Below are 23,416 nucleotides of genomic sequence, written 5' to 3'. Positions count from 1 at the left end.
CCTGCGTCGCGGCCGCCGTCCGCCACAGGCCGAGCATTCGCGCACCGACCAGTGGCGCGAAACGCCGTCTTGAGCTCGTGATCCCCGAAGACAACCGCGTGAACGCTCTGTAACCAAGGCAACGCATGCCATCAAAGGGAGAGTTCGTGTCCAGCGAGCAGCATCTCGCGAAGGTCTACAGCGACCGCGCGTACGTCCACACCACCGCCGCCGACACCAGGGCACGACAGTCGCGCCGGCCATGGACGACCAGCGCCGCCTCGTCTACACCGTGCTCGATCTCTCCCGGCACGACGAGGCGAAGGGCGAACTGGACCCCGCCTACTGGTCGGAGAACCCCCGACCCCTGCCCTTCCCGGCCGAAGTGACCGATGTCGGCTACGCGGTGGCCGGGGCGACGAGGATGCCGGTCGTCAAGCGCGGAGGCCGGGTCGAGGCGCGGGAGGACGAGCGCCTGGAGGCGGACGAGGTGGACGCCTTCCTGTCCAGTACGGCTCGCCTCACCGCTCCGGCGCCGTTCCACGTGCTGTCCGACGGTACGTACCTCGTGGTCATGCGGCAGTCCATCGGCGCGGAACACCCCGACGCGGTGTTCCAGCGGAACGGCGGCGGCGCTTCGGGCGACCCCGGGCGCGACGACCATGTGAAGGACGGGGCGGGGTCTCAGGTACCGCTGATGCGGGACACCTTGCTGTGCGACCGGTTCCTGCTGGTCGAGGGCGAGTTGAAGCCGGTTCTGGAGACCCGCTACCGGCGCAGTCGGCACAAGAGCCGCCCCGACTCCACCAAGGACTGCGCCCTCGCCCCGCACGTGCCCGCCGCCGCGAAGGCGCTGGACGACTCCCTCGCCGCACTCAGGACCGGCCTCGCCTGACCGGCCTCGCCCGATCGGACTGACCTGATCGGCCCTCAAAGGACCCGAACGCTCAGCAGCGGCACCGGGCCACCGGAGACGTAATCTGCCGGGCCGGGTGGCGGCCCGGCTCGAACCACACCTCCCCAAGGGCGTGCGCCCGGCGTGCGACGCGCCGCCACCAGGCAGGGCACCCCAAGTCGGGTCCGTGTCCTTGCTGGCGCATGGCTGAAAGGGGAACATTGGGGGAACCACATGTATGAGGGAAACCGGACCCCGGGGAGACCCTCTCAGGCATCCCTTCCCCTGCCCCATGCCCCATGTCCGTGCCAGTACCTCAGCTCGCCACATCCGTGTCGCCCAAGTCCCCGGTGGCTCTGCCCCAACTGCTTCGCCTGCACCACTCAGGGACAGGCCGACGCGTACCGAGGTGAAGCATCGTGGCCTTCGGCCCTCCGCCCTCCACGCGGCACATGCGCGCGTACCGCACCCAAGGACACACGGTCCTGGAGTTCCACGGCGAGATCGACATCGCCGCCGCCTTGGAGATCACTCCCCATCTGGACCGCGCGACCCAGCCGCGCGAGGCCCTGGTCGTGATCGACCTGACCCCGACCACCTTCTTCGACTGCTCCGGTCTGCGGCTGCTGTGCCGTGCCAGAAGCCGTGTCGCGGGTCACCGCGGACAGCTCCTGCTGGTCTGCCCCGACCCGCGCACGCTCGCACTCCTGCGCATCGTGCGACTCTGCGACGTCTTCCGCCCCTACCCCACCTTGGACGCCGCCCTCGCCGACGCCGCCCCGGCGCGGCGGCGCGCGAAGAGGAGGTGCGAGCGGGCGGCGGCGCGACAGTCGATGGCTGCGCGGCGGCCTTGATGCCGGAGATCAGCCGGTGACCGCGGCCACGTCATGCGGGCCTTCCCGGCCCTTGTCAGTCGGACACGGCCAAGCGCGGCCCGAGCGGCGCGGTGCGTCCCACAGTATGCGCCCACCGAGCCACAACAGGTACAGCGCCCCTGCCCAGCGCAGAGCCTCGTACGCCAGTGGCGAGACCCTACCCGCCCCGGGGAAGCAGCGCCGCCGCGACGAACCCGCCGAGTCCGATGACGGCAAGGACGATCAGGGCGGCGGCGTACGCGCCGACGGCCGGGTCGGCGACGATGACGGTGCCCGCGACGGCCGTGCCGAGTGCGGAGCCGAGGTTGGACACGCTGCGGGAAAGGCCCGAGATCTCGCTCTGCTGGTCCTCGGGGAAGCTCGACTGCACCACGTTGACCGAGGGAGTCAGCATGGCACCGATGCCCAGACCGATCAGGAGCAGACCGGGGACCAGGGCCCAGGGGTCCGGCGAACCGCTCGCCAGGCCGAGGAGGACGCCGATTCCGCCGAGGGTGAGCGCGAAGCCCGCCATGATGAGGGTCCGCTGCGCGTAGCGCTTGGCGAGGCGTTCGGCGCCGAAGGACGCCACGAGGAGACCAGCCGTGGCAGCCGTGAAGATCACCCCGGTGCGGATCGCGTCGTACCCGCGCACCACCTGCAGATACGCGGACACCACGAAGGACAGCCCCATGAGCACCAGCCATTGGGTGTGCTGGGTGACGAGGCCGAGGTTGGACGTCCGGTCACGGAACAAGCTGGTCGAGAGGAGGGGTTCCGCGCCGGAGCGCTCCTTGGCGTGCGTCCACCGGAAGAACCACAGGAGCATGAGCGCGCCGGCCGCGAGCAGACCGGCCATGAGCCAGACGTCGTTGTCGGCGGCGAGGATTCCCATGACGACCAGGACGAGGCCGACGGCCGAGAGGACCGCCCCGCCGGTGTCGAATTCGCGCGTCGGGTCCGGGGGCAGCGGGTCATCGATTCGGCGGGCGAGCAGGATGATCACTACGACCACGAGCGCCTGGAAGACGAACGCCGCACGCCAGCTCAGCGCCGAACTGATCAGTCCCCCGATGAGCGGGCCCGCGGCGGCGCCGATGCCGCCGAGCGCCATGATGGCCCCGAACGCGCGGGCGCGGGAGACGACTTCCGTGAACAGCAGCGTGGCGAGGATGTAGACGGGCGGGATCAGCAGGGCCGTGCCGATGCCCTCCAGAATCGAATTGCCGAGGATGAGGACGCCGAGACCGGGCGCGGCGGCGCTGAGCAGGGCGCCGACGCCGTACACGGCGAGACCTGCCATGAGACACCGCTTGCGGCCGTAGCGGTCGGTCAGTTTGCCTCCCGGAATCATCAGCGCCGCCATCACGAGCAGGAAGACGGTGATCGCGATCTGCACCCCCTGCACGGTGGTGTCGAGGTCCTCGCTGATGTCGTTGATCATCACGTTCATGTTGGAACCGGCGAAGCTGCAGATGAACTGGGCGAGGGCGAGCGGCACAAGGATCTGCCGGGCTGTGCTCGGTGCCCGCCCCGGGCCGCTTGCTCCGGTGGACGTGGGCGCCACGGCCATCACCTCGTCTCCGCTCCTGGCCGTCAGGACATCCGGCACCGCTGCACGCCGTGTGCGGCATGCGGGTGCCGGAGCCGTTCATCGTCGTGGGCCACCGGGCGTGCGTCGTCACCCTCCGCGGGTGACGACGGAGGCCGCCGCCCGGGAGCAGGATCCTCGGACGACGCTGTGCGTCACCCCACCCGACCCGGAGACGGAGGCCCCGCCATGGCCACCATGACCGCGCGGCACCGGCGCCGGACCACCGCGCGCATGGCGCCCGCCTGATGTCGGCCACCGGCGCGTGGTGACCGTGCGCGGTACGCCGCCCGGCGTGCGGACGCTCGCGGGCTATCGCCGCGAGTGGCTCGTCAAGGACGTCGTCGCGGGGGTCGTCCTCACCACTCTGCTGGTGCCGCAGGGCATGGCGTACGCGGAACTTGCGGGCCTGCCTCCGATCACCGGCCTGTACACCTCTGTGCTGTGCCTCCTCGGGTATGCCGTCTTCGGCCCCTCACGGATCCTGGTGCTCGGTCCCGACTCCTCGCTCGGCCCGATGATCGCGGCGACGATCCTGCCGCTGATCGCCGCCGACGGGGATCCCGAACGGGCGGTCGCCCTCGCCTCGGTGCTCGCGCTGATGGTCGGGGCGATCACGCTCCTCGCCGGAGTGGCGAAACTCGGCTTCATCGCCGATCTGATCTCCAAGCCCACCATGATCGGCTACATGAACGGCCTGGCCCTGACCATCCTGATCGGCCAGTTGCCGAAGCTGTTCGGCTTCAGTACGGACGCCGACGGGCTGGTCGGTGAAGTGGCCGACTTCGCAAGCGGTTTGGCCGACGGGAAGACGGTGATCGCCGCCGTGACGGTCGGCGTCCTCGGCATCGTCCTCGTCCTGGTGCTGCAGCGCTGGCTGCCGAAGATCCCGGCCGTGCTCGTGATGGTGCTCCTGGCGATGGGCGCGTCGGCGCTCTTCGACCTGGACGACCACGGCGTACGCCTCGTGGGGGAACTGCCGCAGGGCCTCCCGCCGTTGACGGTTCCCGACATCCGCTTCGACGATCTCGCCCCGCTGTGCGTCGGGGCGCTCGGCATCGCTCTGGTGTCCCTCGCCGACACCATCTCCAACGCCTCGGCGTTCGCGTCCCGTTCGGGGCAGGAGGTGCGTGGCAGCGAGGAGATGGTCGCGATCGGATCGGCGAACCTGGCAGCCGGTCTGTTCCAGGGGTTCCCCGTCAGTACGAGCGGGTCGCGGACGGCGGTGGCCGAGCGTGCGGGTGCGAGGACTCAACTGACGGGGGTCGTCGGCGCGTTGCTGATCCTCGTCATGCTGGTCCTGGTGCCGGGGCTCTTCCGGACCCTGCCGCAGCCCGCGCTCGCCGCGGTGGTCATCACGGCGTCGCTGTCGCTGGCCGACCTCGCGGGGACGAGACGGCTGTGGCAGCAGCGCAAGGCGGAGTTCCTGCTGTCCGTCGCGGCGTTCCTCGGTGTGGCCCTGCTCGGTGTGCTGCCCGGGATCGCGGTCGCGGTCGGCCTCTCCATCCTCAACGTGTTCCGGCGGGCCTGGTGGCCGTACAACACCGTCCTCGGGCGGGTGCCGGGCCTGGCGGGCTACCACGACATCCGCTCCTACCCCACCGCCGAGCAGCTGCCCGGTCTGGCCATCCACCGCTTCGACGCCCCGCTGTTCTTCGCCAACGCCAAGTCCTTCCGGGGCGAGGTGCTGCGCCTCGCCCGTGGCGAGCCGCAGCCGCGCTGGATCCTGATCGCGGCCGAGCCCGTGACCGACGTGGACACCACCGCCGCCGACGTACTGGAGGAACTCGACCGGACGCTCAACGAGCTCGGCATCAACCTGGTCTTCGCCGAGCTGAAGGATCCGGTGCGGCGCAAGGTCGAACGCTATGAGCTGACGCGCACCATCGACCCGCGGCACTTCTTCCCCACCGTCGAGGCGGCCGTCGCCGCGTTCCGCGCGGAAACCGGCATGGACGCGGGCTGGGAACCCGGGCCGCGGTGACCGCGTGAAGCTCATCCTCTGGGGGTGAGCCGCGCGGACCGGCCGGACAGCACGCTCTGAGCCCACAGAAAAGGAGGCCCACACATGACCGAGCAGACCACCTCCGGGCAGAACCCCTCAGGTCGGACCGGCCCCGGCGCGCCGGAGCCCGAGCCCCACATCCAGCCGGTCGCCATCGGCGGTGTCGTGTTCGCCGTGTGCGTCCTGAGCATCATCGGCGTCTACCACGCGATCGCGGGTCTCGCCACGGTCCTCGACCACAACTTCGCCCGGCAACAGGACGACTACGCCTTCGACTTCGATGTCGCCTGGCGGGGCTGGATCCAGATGGTCTCCGGGGTCGTCGTCCTGGCGGCGGCGTTCCTCATCTTCAGCGGCCGCACCTGGGCGCGTGCCGTCGGCATCACCGTCGCGAGCCTCAGCGCGGTGGAGAACTTCGTCTTCACCCCGTACCACCCGGTGTGGTCCGGGGTCCTCATCGTCCTCGACGTCCTGGTGATCTGGTCCCTGGCGGTGTACGGGCACCGGGAGGCGCACAAGGCCTACGGGGCACCCCTGTAGGCGAGTTGGCCGAGCAGCCGCCAGTCGATCGGCGGCCGGACCCGGCGCACGCCCGGCCGACGCCGGGGCACGAGCACCCGCAGTGCCAGCGGCCGCACCTCGATGCGCACGGGCACGCGCAGGCGCAGAGCCTCACCGTCGACGCCGACGGGAATCCACTCCTGGTCGGCCTCGACCAGGACGTCCGTCGCAGTCGTCCGCGTCATGCCGCTGGACCGTCGGCCCGCCACCAGCGCCGCGGCCCGCGCGGCGCTGGTGATGTTCACTCCGACGCAGCCCAGCTCACCGCTGTCCAGCCGCGCACGGCGGCCGAGCCCGGCGACGTCACCTGTGCCGTAGGGGTTGTTGCTGACCAGCAGGGCCTGGGGCGCGGAGAAGATGTGCGCACCGGCACGGGCGGTGAGCCGTGCGCCCTCGTGCCCGAGAAGCAGGTCGGGAAGCAGTTCCAGCGTGGTGCGGGTCTTGCCGTCGCGGTACGCGGGGCTCTGCACGACCTCGGCGTAGGCCCCGAACGACACGTTGTTCACGAACGGCCTGCCTGCCGCGCGGCCGAGGTCGACGTGGAGTTCCACGCCGTCGCGCAGGGCGTCCAGCGCCTTGGACGGGTCGTCGCGGTCGAGGCCGAGGTCGAGCGCGAAGTGGTTGCGGGTACCGGCGGGGATCACCAGGAAGGGGAGGCCGAGCGAGGCGGCGACGTCGGCGACCAGCGCCTGGGTGCCGTCGCCCCCGGCGACCCCGAGCAGGTCGGCGCCCGCCGCCGCGGCCTTGCGGGCCGCCTCGGCCACGTCGATCTCGACGGGCCCCTCGAGGAGCAGCACCTCGGCGCCCAGGGCCTCGGCCTTCTCGCGCAGGGCGAACCGGTTGACCTTGCCGCCGCCCGAGCGGGGATTCATGATCAGGAAAGGGTGCCGGGACTCGGCCGCCGGGCGCTCCGCCATCGGGGCCGGCTGACGCGTCGAGGCCGCCGGAGCCGCCGAGGTTGTCGAGGCCGCCGAAGGCGCCGAGGCGGAAGCCTCCCGCCGCGCGAGGGCGGCGCGCCCCGTGCCGACCGCGACCAGCCACAGCGCGCCCGACACCGCGACGACCCACGTCAGATGGGCCCGGGTGTACGCCAGGAGGACCCAGGCAGGGGCGGCGAGCGCGAGGGCCACGGACAGCACGCGCAGGACACCCCTGCGGGTGAGGATCCACCAGACCGCCGCGACCGCGGCCCCCGTGCCGATGAGTCCGACGAGCAACAGGCCGAAGGTCCGCAGTCCCGCGAACACGGCAGGCACCGCCACGGCTGCCGCGGCGCCCGCCAGTGACGCACGCGCCAGCCACCTCGACGAGCGGGGCGCACCACCCCGCTCAACCACGGCCCGCCTCGACCGAGAAGACGTGACTCCCCCACGCGTCGAGATCGGTGTAGAGGCCGGGGGCGAGCAGTTCGTCGCCTTCGCGCTCGTACCGCGCCCCGTCCACCACGTCGATCAACTGCCATACGGATCCTGCCAGTTCTGGCCACGGCAGCCGGATCCTGGCCTGGGACCGCCGGTCCGAGAGATTGACGACGATCACGTGCCGACCCGCCTCGCCCGACCAGCACCACGCGAGCAGCGACCGGTGGGAGGGGTTGTCGGGCCAGCCTTCGCACTCCAGGAGCCGCCAGTCCCCCGTGCGCATACGGCTCTTGTGGACGCGCGCGAGGAGCTGTTCGTGGAAGGCCCGCTGCTGGTCGTCCGGCATCTCGTCGGGGCGGCGGCTCAGGAAGACGGGCAGGTGGGTGCGGCGACCGGTGAACTGGCCCTCGTGCCACAGCGTGGCGCCGGGCAGGGTGGCGATCAGGGTGGCCGCGGCGCGCTCCTTTGCGGGGCCGAGGGTCCGGGCGGCGCGGGGCTCGTCGTGGTTCTCCAGGAAGCGGACGAGATGGCGCTGGTAGTCGATGTCCGCCTGGAGGTGGCCGCGCACCGACTCCGGGCCCTCGTGGACGATCCGGTCGTAGAGGCGCTTGTCGTAGCAGAAGTCGAAGCCCTGCTCCTTCAAGGCCCATTCGAGGTCCCAGTAGGCCTCGGCGACGAAGGTCATGCCGGGCCGTCGCTCGCGCACGGCGCCGAGGACCGTCGGCCAGAAGTCCCGCGACGGAACGGGGCCCGCCCGCTCACCCCAGGTCCTGCCGAAGACGTCGTTCATCATCAGCATCGCCATGTCGCAGCGGACCCCGTCGCAGATTCCGCCGATCCGCCACAGCTCGTCGGTGGTGGCTTCGCGCAACGCGTCGCTGTACGCGTTGAGTTGGACGACGTCGGGCCAGGGCGCGAAGTAGGGGTCGCGGCCGCGCGCGTACACGGTGCCGCCGGTCTCGTAGTACGCGGCCGGGTCGCGCTCCAGGTCCTCGCGGGTGCCCCGCACGAAGTAGTCGGGGTGCTCGGTGAGCCAGGGGCTGTCCGGTGCCACGTGGTTGGGCACGTAGTCGAGGAGGAGGCCGATGCCGCGCCGGTCGAGTTCCGCCCGTGCCGTGACGAGCCCTCCGCGGCCGCCGATGCGCTCGTCGACGGCGTAGCGGCGGACGCAGTACGGGGACCCGACGATGTCGTCCTCGCCCGTGTCCGGCAGCGCGCGGGTGAACGCGGCGCGCAGGGCGGGGTCGGCGAGGGCGATGCCCAGGCCTTCGGTGCTGCGCTCCCACACGCCCATCAGCCAGACGGCGTCGACGCCGTGCGGGGTGATCTCGTCCCAGGCGTCCTTCGACACGTCGCCCAGACCGACGGGACGGCCGGTGCGGCGCTCCAACTCCCGGAGCCAGACCCAGGTGTTGACTTCGTGGATCACGGGTTGCGGTGGCAGCGCGCTCATGATGTCCGCCTTCCGGGCCGGTGGAGGTAGTCCTCGGCCGACACCCGTCCGAAGACCACCATCAGGGTGGCGACCAGGCCGGTCCAGCCGGTCTGGTGGGCGGCGCCGATGCCCGCGCCGTTGTCGCCGTGGAAGTACTCGTGGAAGGAGATCAGGTCCCGCCAGTGCGGGTCGCTCTGGAACTTCTCCTGGCCTCCGTAGACCGGGCGGCGCCCGTCCTCGTCACGCAGGAAGATGCGGCCGAGCCGGTCGGAGATCTCCTTGGCGACCTCGAAGAGGTTCATCTGAGTGCCGGATCCTGTCGGGCACTCGACCGTGAAGTCGTCGCCGTAGAAGACGTAGAGGTTGAGCAGGGCGCGGATCACGAGGGCGTTCATCGGGAACCACACCGGGCCGCGCCAGTTGGAGTTGCCGCCGAACATGCCGGAGTCGGACTCCGCGGGGAGGTAGCCGACGCGCAGCTCCTCGCCGTGGACGTAGAAGGTGTAGGGGTGCTCCGCGTGGTGGCGGGACAGGGCCCTGATGCCGTACGGGCTGAGGAACTCCCCCTCGTCGAGGAGGTGGCCGAGGACGCGGATCAGCTTCTTCTCGTCGACGACCGACAGGAGCCGCGCGCCGCCCGCCTTGCCCGCCTGCGCCGCCGCGAGGGTCGCGTTCAGGGACGGGTGCCGACGCCCGAACTCCCGCAGGCGTTCGGTGATGTGGGCGATTCCGCTGAGCTGGTCGGGCCGGAACACGGTCGCCGCGCACAGCGGCAGCAGGCCGACCATGGAGCGGACCTTGAGGCGTGTCGCCTGCCCGTCGGGCAGGCGCAGCACGTCGTAGAAGAATCCGTCCTCCTCGTCCCAGAGTTCGTCGCCGCGCTCACCGACGCGGTCCATGGACGCGGAGATCCACAGGAAGTGTTCGGCGAACTTGACGACGAGTTCCTCGTACGCGGGCTCGTCCTGGGCGAGTTCGACGGCGATCTGCAGCATGGTCTGGCAGTAGAGCGCCATCCAGGCCGTGCCGTCGGCCTGTTCGAGCCGGCCGCCGGTGGGCAGGGGGGCGCTGCGGTCGAAGACGCCGATGTTGTCGAGGCCGAGGAAGCCGCCCTGGAAGACGTTGCGGCCGTTCGGGTCCTTCCGGTTGACCCACCAGGTGAAGTTGGTGAGAAGCTTCTGGAAGGTGCGCTCCAGGAAGGCGTGGTCGGAGTTGCCGGTCAGCCGCTCCTCGATCAGATGCACGAAGTAGGCGGCCCAGGCGTGGACGGGCGGGTTGACGTCCCCGAAGTTCCACTCGTACGCCGGGATCTGCCCGTTGGGGTGCAAGTAGGAGTCGTGCAGGAGCAGTTCGAGCTGCTGCTTGGCGAAGCCCGTGTCGACCACGGCGAGCGCCACGGTGTGGAACGCCAGGTCCCAGGCCGCGAACCACGGGTACTCCCACTTGTCCGGCATGGACAGGATGGAGTCGCTGACCATGTGGAACCACTCGCGGTTGCGGACGCCGTGTGCCTCGGGACTCCATGGATCGAGGCCGTGCTCGGCCAGCCACTGCTCCAGGTCGAAGTAGTAGTACTGCTTGCTCCAGAGCATTCCGGCGAGGGCCTGGCGCAGGACGCGTGCCTCGTCCTCGCCGAGCGAGGGCGGGGTCAGGGCGGTGTAGAAGGCGTCGGCTTCCTTGACGCGGTCGCGCAGGACGGTGTCGAAGCCGCGGCTCAGGGAGATGTCCGTGCCCTCGGGCGCGAGTCGCAGGCGGACGGAAGCCGAGCCGCCCGCGGGTACGGTCAGCGTGTAGTGGGCGGCGGCCTTGGTGCCCGTGCGCTCGGGGTTCACGGCCCCGGTCGCGCCGTCGACGACGCAGCGGCCGATGCCGTCCTTGACGTACGGCGAGGCGTTGGCGGAGCCGAAGAGCCGCTCGTGGTCGGTCTCGTTCTCGGTGAAGAGGAGGGGCACGTCGCCCTCGAAGTGCAGTTCGCGGACGCCGAGTTCGGGGTGCGTCGCACGGATGACCGACGTGCCCTTGGCGCCCGCCACGGCGGCCAGTTCGGGTTTGGCGGCGCCGTCCGTCCAGGACCAGGTGTTGCGGAACCAGAGCGTCGGCAGCAGGTGGAGGGATGCCTCGTCGGGTCCGCGGTTCTCGGCGGTGATCTGGATCAGTACGTCCTCGGGGTCCGCCTTGGCGTATTCGACGGTCACGTCGAAGTAGCGGTCGTCGTCGAAGATCCCGGTGTCGAGCAGTTCGTACTCGAAGTCCTGGCGGCCGCGGGCGCGGTTGGTGGCAAGGAGGTCGTCGTACGGGAACGCGCCCTGCGGGTACTTGTACTGGTAGCGCATGTACGAGTGGGTGGGCGTGCTGTCGACGTAGAAGTAGTACTCCTTGACGTCCTCGCCGTGGTTGCCCTCGCTGTTGGTGAGCCCGAACGCCCGCTCCTTGAGGATCGGGTCGCGTCCGTTCCACAGGGCGAGGGCCAGGCAGAGGCGCTGCTTGTCGTCGCTGATGCCGCCGAGGCCGTCCTCGCCCCAGCGGTAGGCGCGGGAGCGCGCGTGGTCGTGCGGGAAGTAGGACCAGGCGTCGCCGTTGTCGCTGTAGTCCTCGCGGACGGTGCCCCACTGGCGTTCACTGAGGTACGGGCCCCAGCGCTGCCATGCGGCGCCTTCCTCGCCGGTCAGTGCGGTGCGCTGTTGCTCGGTCCGTGCCTTCCTCTGCGCGTTCATTCGGCGGCCTCCTTGCCGGTAGTCTGCGCTGCCTCGTCCAGCGCACGGCCTGCTGGGGCGCAGCCTTCCGCGTCGGGCTGCCGTCCGGCCTCACCTCCCGGGGGTGAGATGCGCGGGGCGGCTATCCGTGGGTCAGGGACTTGAAGTTGGCGAGTACGACGCCGAGCGCGGCCGCGGCGACGCCGGTCAGCAGGGCGTTCGTCCGCGTACGTCCGGACAGGCCGCGCGCCGCGCTGCAGAACGCGAACAGCAGGATCAGGGTGACCCAGCGGGACAGCGTGAAGGCGAGGCGTTCGGCGAAGAGTCCGAAGCCGGCGAGGACGAAGAAGAGCAGGGGCCCGGCCGCGGCCGAGAACGCCATGGAACGCTCGGCGACCGTCCGTCGCCGCTCGGCGCGGGTGGGCGGGCGGCCTCGCTCCACCTCCTGTCCGATCAGCGAGGCGAAGGCCTCGGCGGCCACGATGCCGATGAGTGTGGCCGCGAGGAGCAGGGCGGCCTCGAACGCGGGCGGCGGATGGTCCTCCAGCGCCAGCAGCAGCGACAGGACGATGATGCAGCCGTACACGCCGCGCGCGGCGAACTTTCCGAGCGTGGCCACGGCGATCCCGCTGCGCCGTCGCGCGAGCATCACCCCGGGGATCCGGTCGGGACGGCGGGCTCATCGGGAGTCCGCTCGTGTTCCCCTTCTCCGGGCTCGGCCGAGCGGGCGACGACGGTGACGAGCAGGACGTATCCGGCGAGCAGTGCCGCGACGACCAGCAGGGCGGTCCACGAGGAGAACAGCAGGGCCAGGGCGGCGGCGACCACGACACCCGCGACGCGGAGCGCGTCGACGTGTTGGTGGACCCACGTCCTCAACCCGCCGTTGGTGGCGACCTGTTGTGCGGCAGTCGCGGTGAACCCGCCGACCGCCCTAGCCCCTTGAGTCGTGTACCGGCGCAGCGCCTGCGGCAGGCGTCCCGGACCGAGGAGGTAGGCGAGCGCGGCGAGGAGGACGCCGAGCCAGAGCAGTTGGTCGCCCCGTACGCGCAGGGTGGTGAACACCGTGTACAGGGCGGCCCGCACGCCGTCGTGGTAGACGCCCTCCGGCAGTCCCGCGAGGATCTCGTCCCGTACGGCACGGATCACGCTGGTCAGCACCGTCACGGAGATGACGAGCCACAGGCCGAGCTGGAGTACCGTGCGGCGGCGGTTCGGCGAGATCCACAGCGCGGCGCCGAGCAGGACGAACGTGCCGACGACCAGGCCCACCACGCCTCGCTTGAAGAGCAGCACGGCGTCCTGGAGGGGGCCGAGCTTGTCCCGGTCGTACAGGGTGATCTGCCCGAAGTCGGTGGGCAGCGAGACACCGAGGGCTTTCTCGATCCTGTCGTGCAGGTTCGGCGGGATCTCTCCGGTGCCGATGGCCGGGAGGTCCAGCTTCTTGCCGAAGAGCGTGGGCAGTTGCTCCTCGACGGCCTTCAGGACGTCGTTCATGAGGGGCAGCAGGTTCAGCGTCACCGTGGTGCCGTCCACCGACACGTTCTCCGCCCGGTCCTCCAGGACGGTGACGATGCGGTCGTGCGCGGTGCGGTTCGTCCGCTCCCACAGCGACCGGAACCTGTCCGTCCCGAGGAGCTTGGAGATCTTGTCGCGCACGAAGTCCCGTACGGCGCCGTTGACCGGTGCGGCCAGGAACGACGCCTTGGGCGGCAGCGCCTCGGACAGACGTTCCTCGACGTGCAGCTCGCCGTAGATCTCGTCGGTGAGGAACGTCGTCACCGCCGCGTTGACCTCGCGGTCCTGCGGCAAGGAGCCGACCGTGGCGACCCAGCGGTCCGTGTTCAGCGTGGTCCGCGCACCCCAGACGCCGATCACCGAGGCGACCGTGCAGAAGCCGACCAGGGCGATGAGCACGGCGGCGACGGTCCTGCGGACGGTGAGGCCGAAGCCCCTGCGCCGGGTGCGCGCCGCCGCCTCGGCGCGCAGTGCCTCGACTTCCTCGCGCAGTCGCTCCAGTTCAGTGGGCATGACTCCCCCTCTGCCGCGCCATCGGGGCGGGTGCGCGCCGTCGGCGGTGCGGTCACCCTCGGGCCCTTCGGGGCGCCCGTCCATCACCCCTCGCGGGTGACGCGCGCACGCCCGCGGTGCGGCTGGATGGGGGCGTACCGACCGGAGGGAGACACCATGGTCACGATCGGACCGGTTCAGATGCTGGCCGTCGAGTTCGGACCGGACGCCAAGTTCGCGGGGAAGATCATCGAGGAGCTGGAGAGCCTCGAACGCTTCGGCTTCATCCGCGTCATCGACCTGCTGTTCGTACAGAAGGAGCGGGACGGCACGCTCGCGAGCCGCGACTACCAGGCCGAGGGCATGGGCACCACGGTCGCGTCCCTGCTCGGCCTGGAGACCAGGACCCTGCGGGAGGTCGAAGCGCTGGAGGAGATGGCCGACGAGGGCTATCCGTTCGGGCTCTCGCAGGACGACATCAGGGAGATGGCGTCCGCGCTCGACCCCGGCGCCTCCGCCGGGTTCGTCCTGCTCGAGCACGTGTGGGCGAGGACGCTGCGGCGCGTGATCCGCGAGGCCGGGGGCGTGCCCATCGCGGAAGGCTTCCTCACCCCGGAGACCTTCGGTCCGGTGGCCGCCGAGGTCGCCGAGGCCGTGCGGGCGCTCGATGCGGCCGCCGCCGAGGAGACGTCGAAGCGCCATGCCCGCAGGCGCCTGGGGAGGCTGTGATGACCGACCTCGTCGTCCTCGGCTTCTCCGACAAGGAGAAGGCCGAAGCCGTACTCCGTCTCGGAGCGGACCTGTCGCGTCAGGAGCTGCTCGACCTCGAGGACGCCGCGCTCACCTGGCGGACCCCGGACGGGAAGGTCCACGTCCAGCAGGCACACAGCACCACCGGGGCCGGAGCCGTGACCGGGGCCGTGTGGGGCACGCTGTTCGGCATGCTGTTCCTGATGCCGGTGTTCGGTGCCGCGGTCGGCGCCGCGGCGGGCGCGGCGGCCGGGAGGCTGCGCGACGTGGGCATCGACGACGCCTTCATCAAGGAGGTGGCCGCGACGCTGGAGCCCGACCGGGCCGCGGTGTTCGCGCTCGTACGCAAGTCCACGCCCGACCGGGTCCGCGAAGCACTGCGTCCGTTCGCACCGACCGTGATCCGCACATCCCTGACGAAGGAGCGCGAGGAGGAGCTCATCGCGGCGCTGCACGGCGTCTGAGGGACATTTCACCCGGGTGAGATGGCGACCGCGGACGATGCCGTCTCACCCTTTCCCGTCCCACACTGGCCCTTCGCACGACAGCCTGAGCAGTGGAGGCGGTACCGCGATGGCCGACCCGTCGGAAGGGGTGTCCTCGTCCGCCCTGCCGGGACGATTCCCGACGCTCCACTCCAAGATCGACCTGCCTCCCCTGCCGACCTGGGCGATCGCCAGGCCGCGGCAGACCGAGCGCCTCTCCCGAGGGGCGCTCGGCCCGCTGACGGTCGTGGCCGGGCCCGCGGGCTCCGGCAAGTCGGCCCTCGTGCTGCTCTGGGCGCACACGGGGAGGGTGCCGGGACCGCTGGCCTGGGTCTCCTGCGACAGCGGCGACGAAATGCCGGGCGTCTTCTGGCCCTGTGTGCTCGCGGCACTGCGCCGTGCCGGTGTCGACGTCGCCGCGGTCGGCGAGGCGCCGGTGCGCGGCGACGCCCTCGACTACGTGTTCATCGCGCGTCTCGCGGCCGGTCTTGCCACGAGGAGCACGCCGGTCACCCTGGTGCTCGACGACTTCGCGCCCGCGGCCGGCTCCGTCCTCGCCGAAGGCGTGACCCATCTGCTCAAGCAGGCGGGCCCCGCACTGCGCCTGGTCGTCGTGGGCCGCCGCGACCCGCCTCTGCCGCTGCACCGCTACCGGCTGGTCGGTGACCTGGCCGAGGTGCGCATGGACGACCTGGCCTTCAGCGATCTGGAGACCGCCGCGCTCCTCGGCCAGCACGGCGTCTCGCTGTCGAGGCCGTCGGTGACCGCCCTCCGGGAGCGCACCGAGGGGTGGGCTGCCGGTCTGCGCCTCGCGGCCATGTCGATGGCCGGGCACAGCGACCCGGAGGGGTTCGTGCGCCAGTTCACCGGCGACGACCAGGCCGTGGCGAGCTATCTCCTCGAAGAGGTCCTCGACACCCAGTCCGCCGACATGCGGCGCCTCATGCTGGCGACGAGCGTCCCGGAACGCGTCAACGCCGAACTGGCCACGGCACTCGTCGGCCGCACCACGGGCCGGCTCTTCGCCTCCATGGTCGAACAGAACGCCTTCTTCCGGCCGTTGGGGCACGGGTGGTACCGCGGCCACCAGATGCTCGCCACCTTCCTGCGACTGCGCCTGCGCCACGAGACGCCCGGCCTCGCGGGGGACCTCCAGCGCAAGGCCGCCGCGTGGTTCAGCGGCCAGGGGCTGCTCGCGGAGGCCGTGCGCAGTGCGGCCGAGGCCGGGGACTGGCCCTACGCGAGCCGTCTGGTCGTCCATCAGCTGGCGATCGGTCAGGCCCTGGGGCTGACCCACGACCGCTTCACCGCCGAACTGTTCCGGCGCATGCCGCACCGGGTGGTCACCCGGGCCGCGGCCCGCCACGAACCGGAGCCCGCGCTCCTGTGCGCGGCGGCCGCCCTGTCCCGCGGCGACACCCCTGCCTGCGAGGACGCGCTCGGGCACGCCGAACAGGCGCTCGCACACCTGCCGGAGGCGGACGGCGAGCACAGCGCGACGGTCCGCCTGACGCACGCCGTGATCACCCTCGCGCGCACACGCACCGGCGACGTGCCCGCCGCCGTGAGCGCGGCGGCCGCGGCACAGGCCCTCTTCGGCGAGGTCTCCCCCGAAAAGCTGGCCGACCGCCCCGAGCTGAGGGCGCTCGTCCTGTCGGCACGCGGCGGCGACGAGTTGCGCGGCGGCAGGCTGAAGGCGGCCGAGACCACGCTCCTGACGGGTCTGGCCGCGGCGACCACGGTGGGCAACACCGCCCTGCGCCGCAGTTGTCTGGAAGACCTCGCGCTGCTCCAGGCGCTCCGGGGCCGGTTCCGTGCGGCCGCCGAGTTCACGGCGAGGGCCGAACACGTCGCCCTGGCCACCCGGTCCCGCCCGGACCGCGCGGGAGCGGCGGTTCTCGTCGCCAAGGGCTGGGTGGATCTGGCCGGTGACCGGCTCGATGCCGCGGAGTACGAGCTGAGCAGGGCCGAGGTCGCGCTCCAGGCGTCACCCGACCCGTTCGTCCGGGCCGTGCGCGCACTGGTCCTGGGCCTGACGCATATCGCGGAAGGCCGTGGCGACCGTGCCCTGCGCGTGCTGGCGGGCGCGCGCGAAGCACGTCCCGCCCCTTGGCTGGCCCAGCGCCTCGATGTCGCGGAGCGTGCCGCGCACGTCGTACGGCCGTGTCCCGTGGGCGGCCTCCGTACGGCGGATGACCGGACACCCACACCGGAGGCGGCGATTCCGCGCGTTCTCGGCACCCTCAGCGCGCGTGAACTCGACGTACTCGTCCACCTCGCGCAGATGATGACCACCGAGGAAATCGCCGCAGAGCTGTATCTGTCGGTCAACACGGTCAAGACCCATCTCAAGAGCGTCTACCGCAAGTTGGCCGTCACGCGGCGGACGGCGGCCGTACGACGGGCACGCGAGCTGCGTCTGCTGTGAGGCGCGGCGGCACGAGTCGGCCCGGGACCGCACAGGGGCCGCGTCACAGGAGCTGGAGTCCGCGGGCCCTGCTGACCGCTTCGCCACGGGAGGTGACGTCGAACTTCCGGTAGATGGACCGCACATGACTTTTGACGGTGTTCACCGAGACGTACAGGTCGGCGGCGATCTCCCGGAGGGTCTGTTCGCCCTGAAGCCGTCTCAGCACGACCGCCTCGCGCTCGGTGAGCCGGGCGGCGGGCTCCGGCGGACGAGGCCCCTCCGCGGGCCGCCCCTGCGGTGGCGCCACCTGCGTCCGCGCAGCCGCCCTGACCGGGTGCACCGAGTCCTGGAGGGCGGCGGCCTCCCCCGTCAACGCGTCGGCGAGCGGCGGGTCGTGCAGCGCGTACGCGACGTCCGCGAGCACATCGGTGACCCAGGACACGGACAGGGAAACCGCCGCCTCCACGGAGCGGCGGTCGCAGCCGAGTGCCCGGAGCTCCCCGCGCAGCGTGGCGACGCGCACGGAGCCGATCTGACCTCGGCTCAACTGCGGATGCAGCGACGGTCGTTGGCATGTCGTGGGCATGTCCTCACCCCTCAAGGGGAACTCCGGCTTCTGCCCACATCCTCGGGCCGCCGTGCCCGGCCCGCCAGTCGCTAAGTGGCCGTCGCTCCGCCGTCCAGGCCCGGACCGCCGCCTCCGGGAAGCCTGCGCACCTCGACGAGTTCGAGCCCGAGCGACTGGATCCGGTCCAGGATCCCGTACAGCGCGGCCTGGTCGAGCGGCGAGCCGCGCAACACGGTCTCCGCCGGGTGCACCGAGATCGTCAGCTCGCTGAACGCCTCCCGCAACGACTCCCCCACCCGTCCCCTGATCCGGATCTCGAAGCCGTCGGCCGCGGCGGCCATGGCGTCACCTCCGTCCGGATCGGGCGGTACGCACCGCATCCTCGTCCGGGCCGAAGGAGCGGACATCACCCCGCGTGGGTGAGTACGGCTCCGGGTGCGGCGCGGGATGCTCCCCCTCACCTCAAGGGAGGAGCCACCTGATGACTCAGCAAACCGTGTCGGAGCGGAACCCGGCGGCCGTCGGATTCTCGATGCTCGCCGGCTGCATCATGCTGCTGGTCGGCTCGTACCACGCGATCGCGGGACTCGTCGCGATCATCGACGACGACTTCTACGTGGTCACACGCAACTACACGTACGAGTTCGACACATCGGTGTGGGGATGGATCCAACTGCTCTCGGGCATCTTCGTCGCGGCCGCCGCCTTCGGCGTGTTCGCGGGCCGCACGTGGGGGCGCGCCGTCGGCATGATCCTCGCCGGGGCCAGCGCCATCGAGAGCTTCTTCTTCATCCCGTACTACCCGGTCTGGTCCGTCATCATCATCACCTTGGACGTCATCGTGATCTGGGCCCTCGCGGTGTACGGCAGGAAACCGTCGAGCCGGACCTGACGGCCCGGTCCGGCCCGACGGCTGCGGGGCACCGACCTCAGCGATCCAGGTACATGGCCTTGGCCTGCTGGAACTCCTGATCCGTCAGGTCCCCCGACCGCCTGAGCTCGGCAAGTTGCACCAGCCGGCCCGCCCCGCCGTTGGTCGATTCGCCGGACGCCTCCCGTGCGTGCGAGCGGAACGCGGCGTCGCGGGCCTCCAGCTGGCGCATGTCCCGCTCGCCCATCGTCCGTCCCCGGACGATGAGGTACACGAAGACGCCGATGAACGGCAGTACGAGGACGCAGAGCAGCCAGCCGGTCTTCGCCCAGCCTCCGATGTCGCGGCTGCGGAAGATGTCGGCGATCGTCCTGAACACCAGGATCAGCCATGCCATCCACAGGAAGAACCACAGCATGGTGAGGAACAGGTTCATGAGTGGATAGTCCATCGTGAGCCTCCTCGGCAGTCGGTGAGACGCACGGTGGTGCGCCGGGCTCCGCGCCGCCTCACCCCTGCCGGGTGATGTCCGGGCAGGGCCGCGGAACGAGAGTCGGCGGCACGAGCCCGAAGAGCGGGTGTGCCGAGCGAAGGGGGCCTCGCCATGACCGGCAGCGGGACCGCGCATCTCACTCCTCAGGAACGGGCCGCCCGTGGCAAGGCGGCCCGCGGTGCCGTGCCGCGCTCCGCCCACGCGGAATTCACGCCGCGTGCGGACCGCGCGGACCCCGTGGACGTACTGGAGGCGCAGTCGGCGACGCGGCTGCCGGACCTGGTGCCCGTGCGGTACGGGCGGATGCTGGAGTCCCCGTTCCGCTTCTACCGGGGTGCCGCCGCGCTCATGGCCGCCGATCTGGCGGGCACCCCGGGCACCGGCATCGAGGTGCAGCTGTGCGGGGACGCCCACCTGCTCAACTTCCGGCTGCTCGCGTCCCCCGAGCGCCATCTGATGTTCGACATCAACGACTTCGACGAGACGCTCCCCGGGCCCTGGGAGTGGGACGTCAAGCGGCTCGCGGCGAGCCTGGTCATCGCGGGCCGCAACAACGGCTTCAACGACGCGCACCGGTCGGCGGTGGTGCGCGGGGCGGTGCGGACGTACCGGGAGTCGATGGGCGGCTTCGCGAAGATGCGCCATCTCGACGTCTGGTACGCGAAGGTCGAGGCGGACGACCTCTACCGGGCCCTCGGCGGCAAGGGCAGGCCCGTGATCCGCAAGAGGACGGCGCTGGCCCTGGCCAAGGCGCGCACCCGCGATCACTTGCACGCGTTCGAGAAGCTCACGCACCTGGTCAAGGGCGAGCGCAGGATCACGCCCGATCCCCCGCTGATCGTCCCGGTGGACGACCTGCTGCCCGGCATGGAGCGCGATCAGATGGAGGAGCAGCTCAAGGGGCTGATCCAGCGGTACGGCCAGAGCCTGCCGTCCGACCGGCGGGCCCTGCTCGACCAGTTCCGCCTCGTGGACATGGCCCGCAAGGTCGTCGGCGTCGGCAGCGTGGGCACCCGCTGCTGGATCATCCTCATGCTCGGCCGCGACGAACAGGACCCCCTGCTCCTCCAGGCCAAGGAGGCCCAGACCTCGGCCCTCGCCGACCACGTGGGGCCGAGCCGGTACGAGAACCAGGGCGAACGGGTCGTCGCGGGCCAGCGCCTGATGCAGGCCACGAGCGACATGATGCTCGGCTGGGAGCGGGTCGAAGGCCTCGACGGCATTCAACGGGACTTCTACGTACGCCAGTTGCACGACTGGAAGGGCATCGCCCTCACCGACACCATGCGCCCGCGGGGCATGGCACTCTTCGGTCAGGTCTGCGGTGCCACCCTGGCCCGGGCCCACGCCCGCTCGGGGGACCGCATCGCGCTCGCCGCCTATCTCGGTCGCGGCGACACCTTCGACCGTGCCGTCGCGGAGTTCGCGGAGGCGTACGCGGACCAGAACGAGGACGACTTCCGGGCCCTCGGCAAGGCGGTCCGCGCCGGACGGGTCCGCGCGGATACGTCCTGACGCGGCCTCAGCCACCGTTCGAAGGGCGGCTGTTGGGCCAGCAGGTACCCCAGGGCGATGCCCAGGGTGACGACGACGAAGAGGACGATGAGCCAGGAGAGCAGGGTGAAGACCGAACCGACGGGGCCGTACCGGTGAATGCTCTCGTTCAGGGCCCGCGGCAGGTAGAGCCGGGACACGGCGTCGCAGACGGTGATGCCGCATCCGGTGAGCAGGGCTCCGGGCAGCAACGGCCCCCACGGCACGCGTCCGCCCAGCAGGAGGTGCTGGGTCCACCACCACATCAGGACGGTGGACCCCACCGCGAGCGGGAATCCGACGAGGGGGCCCGCCCCGAAGCCGTCCCTGCAGGCACCGTGGAACACCAGTGAGGCGACCCACCCGAACAGCCAGACGAGCCACCGCCACACGGCCGGCCTGCCGCCCGCGGGCGGCAGGTGCCAGGAGCGCTCGCACAGCCGCTGCAACGTCCGACTGACGGCGGTCGCCGACAGCAGCGTCATGAGGATGCTGAACGCCCCCCACGTCTCACGGGGCGGCGGCCTCCCGGCCGTGAACTGCCGTGCCTGGTCCGCCGAGACACCCGAGAGGCCGAGCAACGCACGCAGCGAGGAGAGCAGTTCCTCACGCACGACCGGCGGCCCGAAGGACACCACGACGAAGAGCACGGGCAGGGCGGCCAGAAAGACCTGCGCCGCGAGACGGGTCGCCGTGTCGAGGACATTCACCCGCGCCAGCTGCGCCACCACACGACGCACCCCGCCCGACGGCTTCGTCGCCGCGCCCTTCATCTCCCGCACCACTGACCGCAGTCGCGCGCGCAGTCCCCTCGCGTCGGGCTGCCGGTCCCCGTCCGGCCGGGGCCCCGTCACCTCGTACCCCAGTCGTAGAGCACCGCGGTGCGCACCAGCAGATCCTGGAGCGAGGCGTTGCGGCGGCTGATGAGCACCCAGAGGAGCCCCAGCGGGAAGAGCACGCACAGTGCGGCCCTCAGCAGTGCCCGCCCGGCGGTGAGGGGACGGCCACAGACGCGGACCACGCGCAGGCCCGCGAACTGTTTCCCGGGCGTCCGGCCCGCCACCGCCCAGCCCGCGGCGAGGTATCCGACGGCGATCAGGGAGCTGCCCGCGGCGCCGCCCGGCCTCGGAAGGCGCGGGAGCGCGAACGGAGCGCCGGTCAGCACGTAGTCGCCGACGCCGTACAGGAGCAGAGCGGCTCCGCAGAGCGCGCCGACGAGCCCGAGGTCGATCACGTCCGCCACCGTCCGGGAGACGATCCCCGCTCGCTGCCCCTGGACCGCCGACGCCTGACTCACCGCCCCTCCGGCCCGGGTCGCGGTCCTGCCGTGTTCCGCGCGCCGGACCGGTACAGGACCCGGTCCGCGATCCTGCTCACGAACCGGTCCGCGCTCACGCCCCGGTCCCGGAAGGCGTCCACCGACTCGACCGCCATGCTGCCGCTGGACTCCCGGACGATGCGGGCGAAGTCGATCTCGTCGAGCACGCGCCGGACCAGGTCGGCGAGGTCGAGACGCGCGATCACCGCGTCGAGGTCCGCCCGCGCCACGACGGCGTCGACATCGATCCGCGAGGCCACGCGGTCGACATCGATCCGGTCCGCGACGCGGTCGACATCGATCCGGTCCGCGACGCGATCGACGTCCACGCGCCTCGCGACACGCTCGACGTCGAGACGGTCCGCGGCCGTGTCCAGGTCGAGCCTGCGTGCCGCGCGGTCGAGGTCGACGCGGTCCGCCACTGCGTCCACATCGACCTGGTCCAGTACGACGGACACCGCCTCCCGGACGACCGCCCGGACGAACCCCGAGGCTACTTCCCGATTGCGCGCCTGCTCCGCGGCCCCTCGCTCTCCCCACCGCAGCAGGAGCCGCCACGACGAGACGAACGGCTCACGCGTCACCACCGGGTGCGCGGCGCACGCGACGACCGCGCCGACCCGGGAGCCGGTGCCACGGACCGTCCGGGCAGTGCGTCGTCGGGCGGCGAGGCCCAGCGCCACGGCCGCGCGGGGCAGCACGCGCAGCAGTTCGGGCTGCCGCGCAGGCTCCGTGTCCTCGGCGTCCGCGGGGTCCAGCAGGCGCCGCAGACCGGACCCGGTCAGCCCCAGGAGGCCGAGCGCCGTCCGTAACGCCTGCTCCGGCAGGCCGCCCGTCTCTTCCGCTCCGCGTGCACTCATCCGCGAACTCACCGCCACAGACCTCACCGCCCCAGACCAGGACACCGTGGAACAGAATCCGGCCGCGTGCCCTCACCCGTGGCAGGTGATCCTGACCGCGCTCCCGGCGGGATCAGGCCCCGTGGCGGGCCCGCTCGAGGCCGTCGAGGATCAGGTCGAGCCCGAACAGGAATTCGCTGCCGCGGTCGTAGTCCGCCTTGAGGAGGTGTTCGGCGGTCGTCTCCTGGAGCGAGAATCCGTAGATGTAGCTGTCCAGGACGGACACCACGTGGGTGGTCAGCTCGGTCGAGAAGCCCGCTCCTCGGAGAGTGGCGATGACTCCGTCGTGGTGGCGCACGGTCGCGGGCCCGGGAGTGGCCCGCGACTCCATGAGACCCGTCGCCCAGGGGTGGCGCGACATGACCGTGCGGGCCGAGAGGGACCGGCGGCGCATGGCGGTCCGCCAGTCCGCCTCGTCGTCCGGAAGGTCGATCTCGGCGAAGACGGTGTCGATCATGCCGTCGAGCAGGTCGACCTTGTTCGCCACGTGGCGGTACAACGACATGGCCTCGACGCCGAGTTCCACGCCGAGCTTGCGCATGGTGAGCGCGTCGATCCCGCTCGCGTCGGCGAGGGCGATGGCGGTCCGCAGCACCCGATCCCTGGTCAGCGGGGGCCGGGGGGCAGGCTCCGAGTGGCTCATCCGCGCCCTCCGGTCCCGTGCCTTGACATGCTTACGGCGTAAGCGTACGACTTGCAGAGCAA

The 23,416-nt window shown here is 71.4% G+C and carries 21 protein-coding genes; 9 read left to right on the top strand and 12 right to left on the bottom strand.

Going from position 1 to position 23,416, the window contains the following annotated elements; translation table 11 throughout:
• The first annotated feature begins 241 nt into the window (after nucleotides 1-241).
• A complete protein-coding gene (locus ACZ6AA_RS26815; protein ID WP_468481819.1) occupies nucleotides 242-874 on the top strand; it encodes a hypothetical protein in 633 nt (210 codons plus the stop codon).
• Nucleotides 875-1,293: 419 nt separating this feature from the next.
• Entirely contained in the window at nucleotides 1,294-1,728 is a 435-nt protein-coding gene (locus ACZ6AA_RS26810; RefSeq protein ID WP_471460418.1) for an STAS domain-containing protein, read from the top strand.
• Between the two features lie 178 nt (nucleotides 1,729-1,906).
• Here the strand turns inward: ACZ6AA_RS26810 and ACZ6AA_RS26805 are convergent, their stop codons facing one another.
• Nucleotides 1,907-3,301, bottom strand: a complete 1,395-nt coding sequence (locus ACZ6AA_RS26805; RefSeq protein ID WP_468455645.1) for an MFS transporter — start codon at nucleotides 3,299-3,301, stop codon at nucleotides 1,907-1,909.
• Nucleotides 3,302-3,587: 286 nt separating this feature from the next.
• On the opposite strand from ACZ6AA_RS26805, the gene ACZ6AA_RS26800 reads away from it, so the two are divergent.
• Complete coding sequence (locus tag ACZ6AA_RS26800; protein WP_471460415.1) at nucleotides 3,588-5,303, top strand: SulP family inorganic anion transporter; 1,716 nt, start codon at nucleotides 3,588-3,590, stop codon at nucleotides 5,301-5,303.
• 84 nt (nucleotides 5,304-5,387) lie between these two features.
• Complete coding sequence (locus ACZ6AA_RS26795; protein WP_468455642.1) at nucleotides 5,388-5,864, top strand: DUF7144 family membrane protein; 477 nt, start codon at nucleotides 5,388-5,390, stop codon at nucleotides 5,862-5,864.
• Here the strand turns inward: ACZ6AA_RS26795 and ACZ6AA_RS26790 are convergent.
• The 5 genes from ACZ6AA_RS26790 to ACZ6AA_RS26770 form a co-directional block, all read right to left on the bottom strand.
• On the bottom strand, nucleotides 5,846-7,141 hold the full coding sequence (locus ACZ6AA_RS26790; protein WP_471460668.1) for a diacylglycerol/lipid kinase family protein: 1,296 nt from the start codon (nucleotides 7,139-7,141) through the stop codon (nucleotides 5,846-5,848). The two genes, ACZ6AA_RS26795 and ACZ6AA_RS26790, sit on opposite strands and share 19 nt — an antisense overlap.
• 73 nt (nucleotides 7,142-7,214) lie before the next feature.
• On the bottom strand, nucleotides 7,215-8,699 hold the full coding sequence (locus ACZ6AA_RS26785; protein ID WP_471460413.1) for an alpha-amylase: 1,485 nt from the start codon (nucleotides 8,697-8,699) through the stop codon (nucleotides 7,215-7,217).
• A complete protein-coding gene (locus ACZ6AA_RS26780; protein WP_471460411.1) occupies nucleotides 8,696-11,395 on the bottom strand; it encodes an MGH1-like glycoside hydrolase domain-containing protein in 2,700 nt (899 codons plus the stop codon). Before ACZ6AA_RS26780 ends, ACZ6AA_RS26785 begins: the two co-directional genes overlap by 4 nt.
• Nucleotides 11,396-11,516: 121 nt before the next feature.
• A complete protein-coding gene (locus ACZ6AA_RS26775; protein WP_468455634.1) occupies nucleotides 11,517-12,023 on the bottom strand; it encodes a hypothetical protein in 507 nt (168 codons plus the stop codon).
• A complete protein-coding gene (locus ACZ6AA_RS26770; RefSeq protein WP_471460409.1) occupies nucleotides 12,023-13,405 on the bottom strand; it encodes a hypothetical protein in 1,383 nt (460 codons plus the stop codon). The genes ACZ6AA_RS26775 and ACZ6AA_RS26770 overlap by 1 nt, the downstream gene beginning before the upstream one ends.
• A gap of 156 nt (nucleotides 13,406-13,561) precedes the next feature.
• On the opposite strand from ACZ6AA_RS26770, the gene ACZ6AA_RS26765 reads away from it, so the two are divergent.
• The 3 genes from ACZ6AA_RS26765 to ACZ6AA_RS26755 all read left to right on the top strand — a co-directional run bounded on the left by ACZ6AA_RS26765 (nucleotide 13,562) and on the right by ACZ6AA_RS26755 (nucleotide 17,047).
• A complete protein-coding gene (locus ACZ6AA_RS26765; protein ID WP_468481824.1) occupies nucleotides 13,562-14,113 on the top strand; it encodes a DUF1269 domain-containing protein in 552 nt (183 codons plus the stop codon).
• Nucleotides 14,113-14,598: a DUF1269 domain-containing protein gene (locus ACZ6AA_RS26760; RefSeq protein WP_468455628.1), complete on the top strand. Its 486-nt coding sequence runs from the start codon at nucleotides 14,113-14,115 to the stop codon at nucleotides 14,596-14,598. The genes ACZ6AA_RS26765 and ACZ6AA_RS26760 overlap by 1 nt, the downstream gene beginning before the upstream one ends.
• A 109-nt stretch (nucleotides 14,599-14,707) precedes the next feature.
• A complete protein-coding gene (locus ACZ6AA_RS26755) occupies nucleotides 14,708-17,047 on the top strand; it encodes a winged helix-turn-helix domain-containing protein (RefSeq protein ID WP_471460406.1) in 2,340 nt (779 codons plus the stop codon).
• A gap of 43 nt (nucleotides 17,048-17,090) precedes the next feature.
• On the opposite strand, the gene ACZ6AA_RS26750 is transcribed toward ACZ6AA_RS26755, so the two are convergent.
• Together ACZ6AA_RS26750 and ACZ6AA_RS26745 are read right to left on the bottom strand one after the other, a co-directional pair.
• The gene (locus ACZ6AA_RS26750; protein ID WP_471460404.1) at nucleotides 17,091-17,615 is read right to left on the bottom strand and encodes a helix-turn-helix transcriptional regulator; all 525 of its coding nucleotides are present in this window, start codon (nucleotides 17,613-17,615) and stop codon (nucleotides 17,091-17,093) included.
• Nucleotides 17,616-17,686: 71 nt separating this feature from the next.
• On the bottom strand, nucleotides 17,687-17,938 hold the full coding sequence (locus ACZ6AA_RS26745; protein WP_468455622.1) for a hypothetical protein: 252 nt from the start codon (nucleotides 17,936-17,938) through the stop codon (nucleotides 17,687-17,689).
• 140 nt (nucleotides 17,939-18,078) lie between these two features.
• Between ACZ6AA_RS26745 and ACZ6AA_RS26740 the strand changes: the two genes are divergently transcribed.
• Nucleotides 18,079-18,489 (top strand): DUF7144 family membrane protein, encoded by a 411-nt coding sequence (locus ACZ6AA_RS26740; RefSeq protein WP_468455620.1) that lies wholly within the window; start codon nucleotides 18,079-18,081, stop codon nucleotides 18,487-18,489.
• Nucleotides 18,490-18,526: 37 nt separating this feature from the next.
• Here the strand turns inward: ACZ6AA_RS26740 and ACZ6AA_RS26735 are convergent, their stop codons facing one another.
• Nucleotides 18,527-18,919: an SHOCT domain-containing protein gene (locus ACZ6AA_RS26735; RefSeq protein WP_468481825.1), complete on the bottom strand. Its 393-nt coding sequence runs from the start codon at nucleotides 18,917-18,919 to the stop codon at nucleotides 18,527-18,529.
• 153 nt (nucleotides 18,920-19,072) lie between these two features.
• Between ACZ6AA_RS26735 and ACZ6AA_RS26730 the strand changes: the two genes are divergently transcribed.
• The gene (locus tag ACZ6AA_RS26730) at nucleotides 19,073-20,476 is read left to right on the top strand and encodes a DUF2252 domain-containing protein (RefSeq protein ID WP_468455616.1); all 1,404 of its coding nucleotides are present in this window, start codon (nucleotides 19,073-19,075) and stop codon (nucleotides 20,474-20,476) included.
• A gap of 868 nt (nucleotides 20,477-21,344) precedes the next feature.
• Here the strand turns inward: ACZ6AA_RS26730 and ACZ6AA_RS26725 are convergent.
• The 3 genes from ACZ6AA_RS26725 to ACZ6AA_RS26715 all read right to left on the bottom strand — a co-directional run bounded on the left by ACZ6AA_RS26725 (nucleotide 21,345) and on the right by ACZ6AA_RS26715 (nucleotide 23,354).
• On the bottom strand, nucleotides 21,345-21,791 hold the full coding sequence (locus tag ACZ6AA_RS26725) for an RDD family protein (RefSeq protein WP_468455614.1): 447 nt from the start codon (nucleotides 21,789-21,791) through the stop codon (nucleotides 21,345-21,347).
• Entirely contained in the window at nucleotides 21,788-22,672 is an 885-nt protein-coding gene (locus ACZ6AA_RS26720) for a hypothetical protein (RefSeq protein ID WP_471460399.1), read from the bottom strand. Before ACZ6AA_RS26720 ends, ACZ6AA_RS26725 begins: the two co-directional genes overlap by 4 nt.
• 112 nt (nucleotides 22,673-22,784) lie before the next feature.
• Entirely contained in the window at nucleotides 22,785-23,354 is a 570-nt protein-coding gene (locus ACZ6AA_RS26715; protein WP_468455610.1) for a TetR/AcrR family transcriptional regulator, read from the bottom strand.
• Nucleotides 23,355-23,416: the final 62 nt, after the last annotated feature.

It is taken from the genome of Streptomyces sp. NPDC040610, assembly GCF_055594065.1.
Note: the sequence above shows the minus strand (reverse complement) of the source record. Positions and strands in the feature narration are given on the sequence as shown.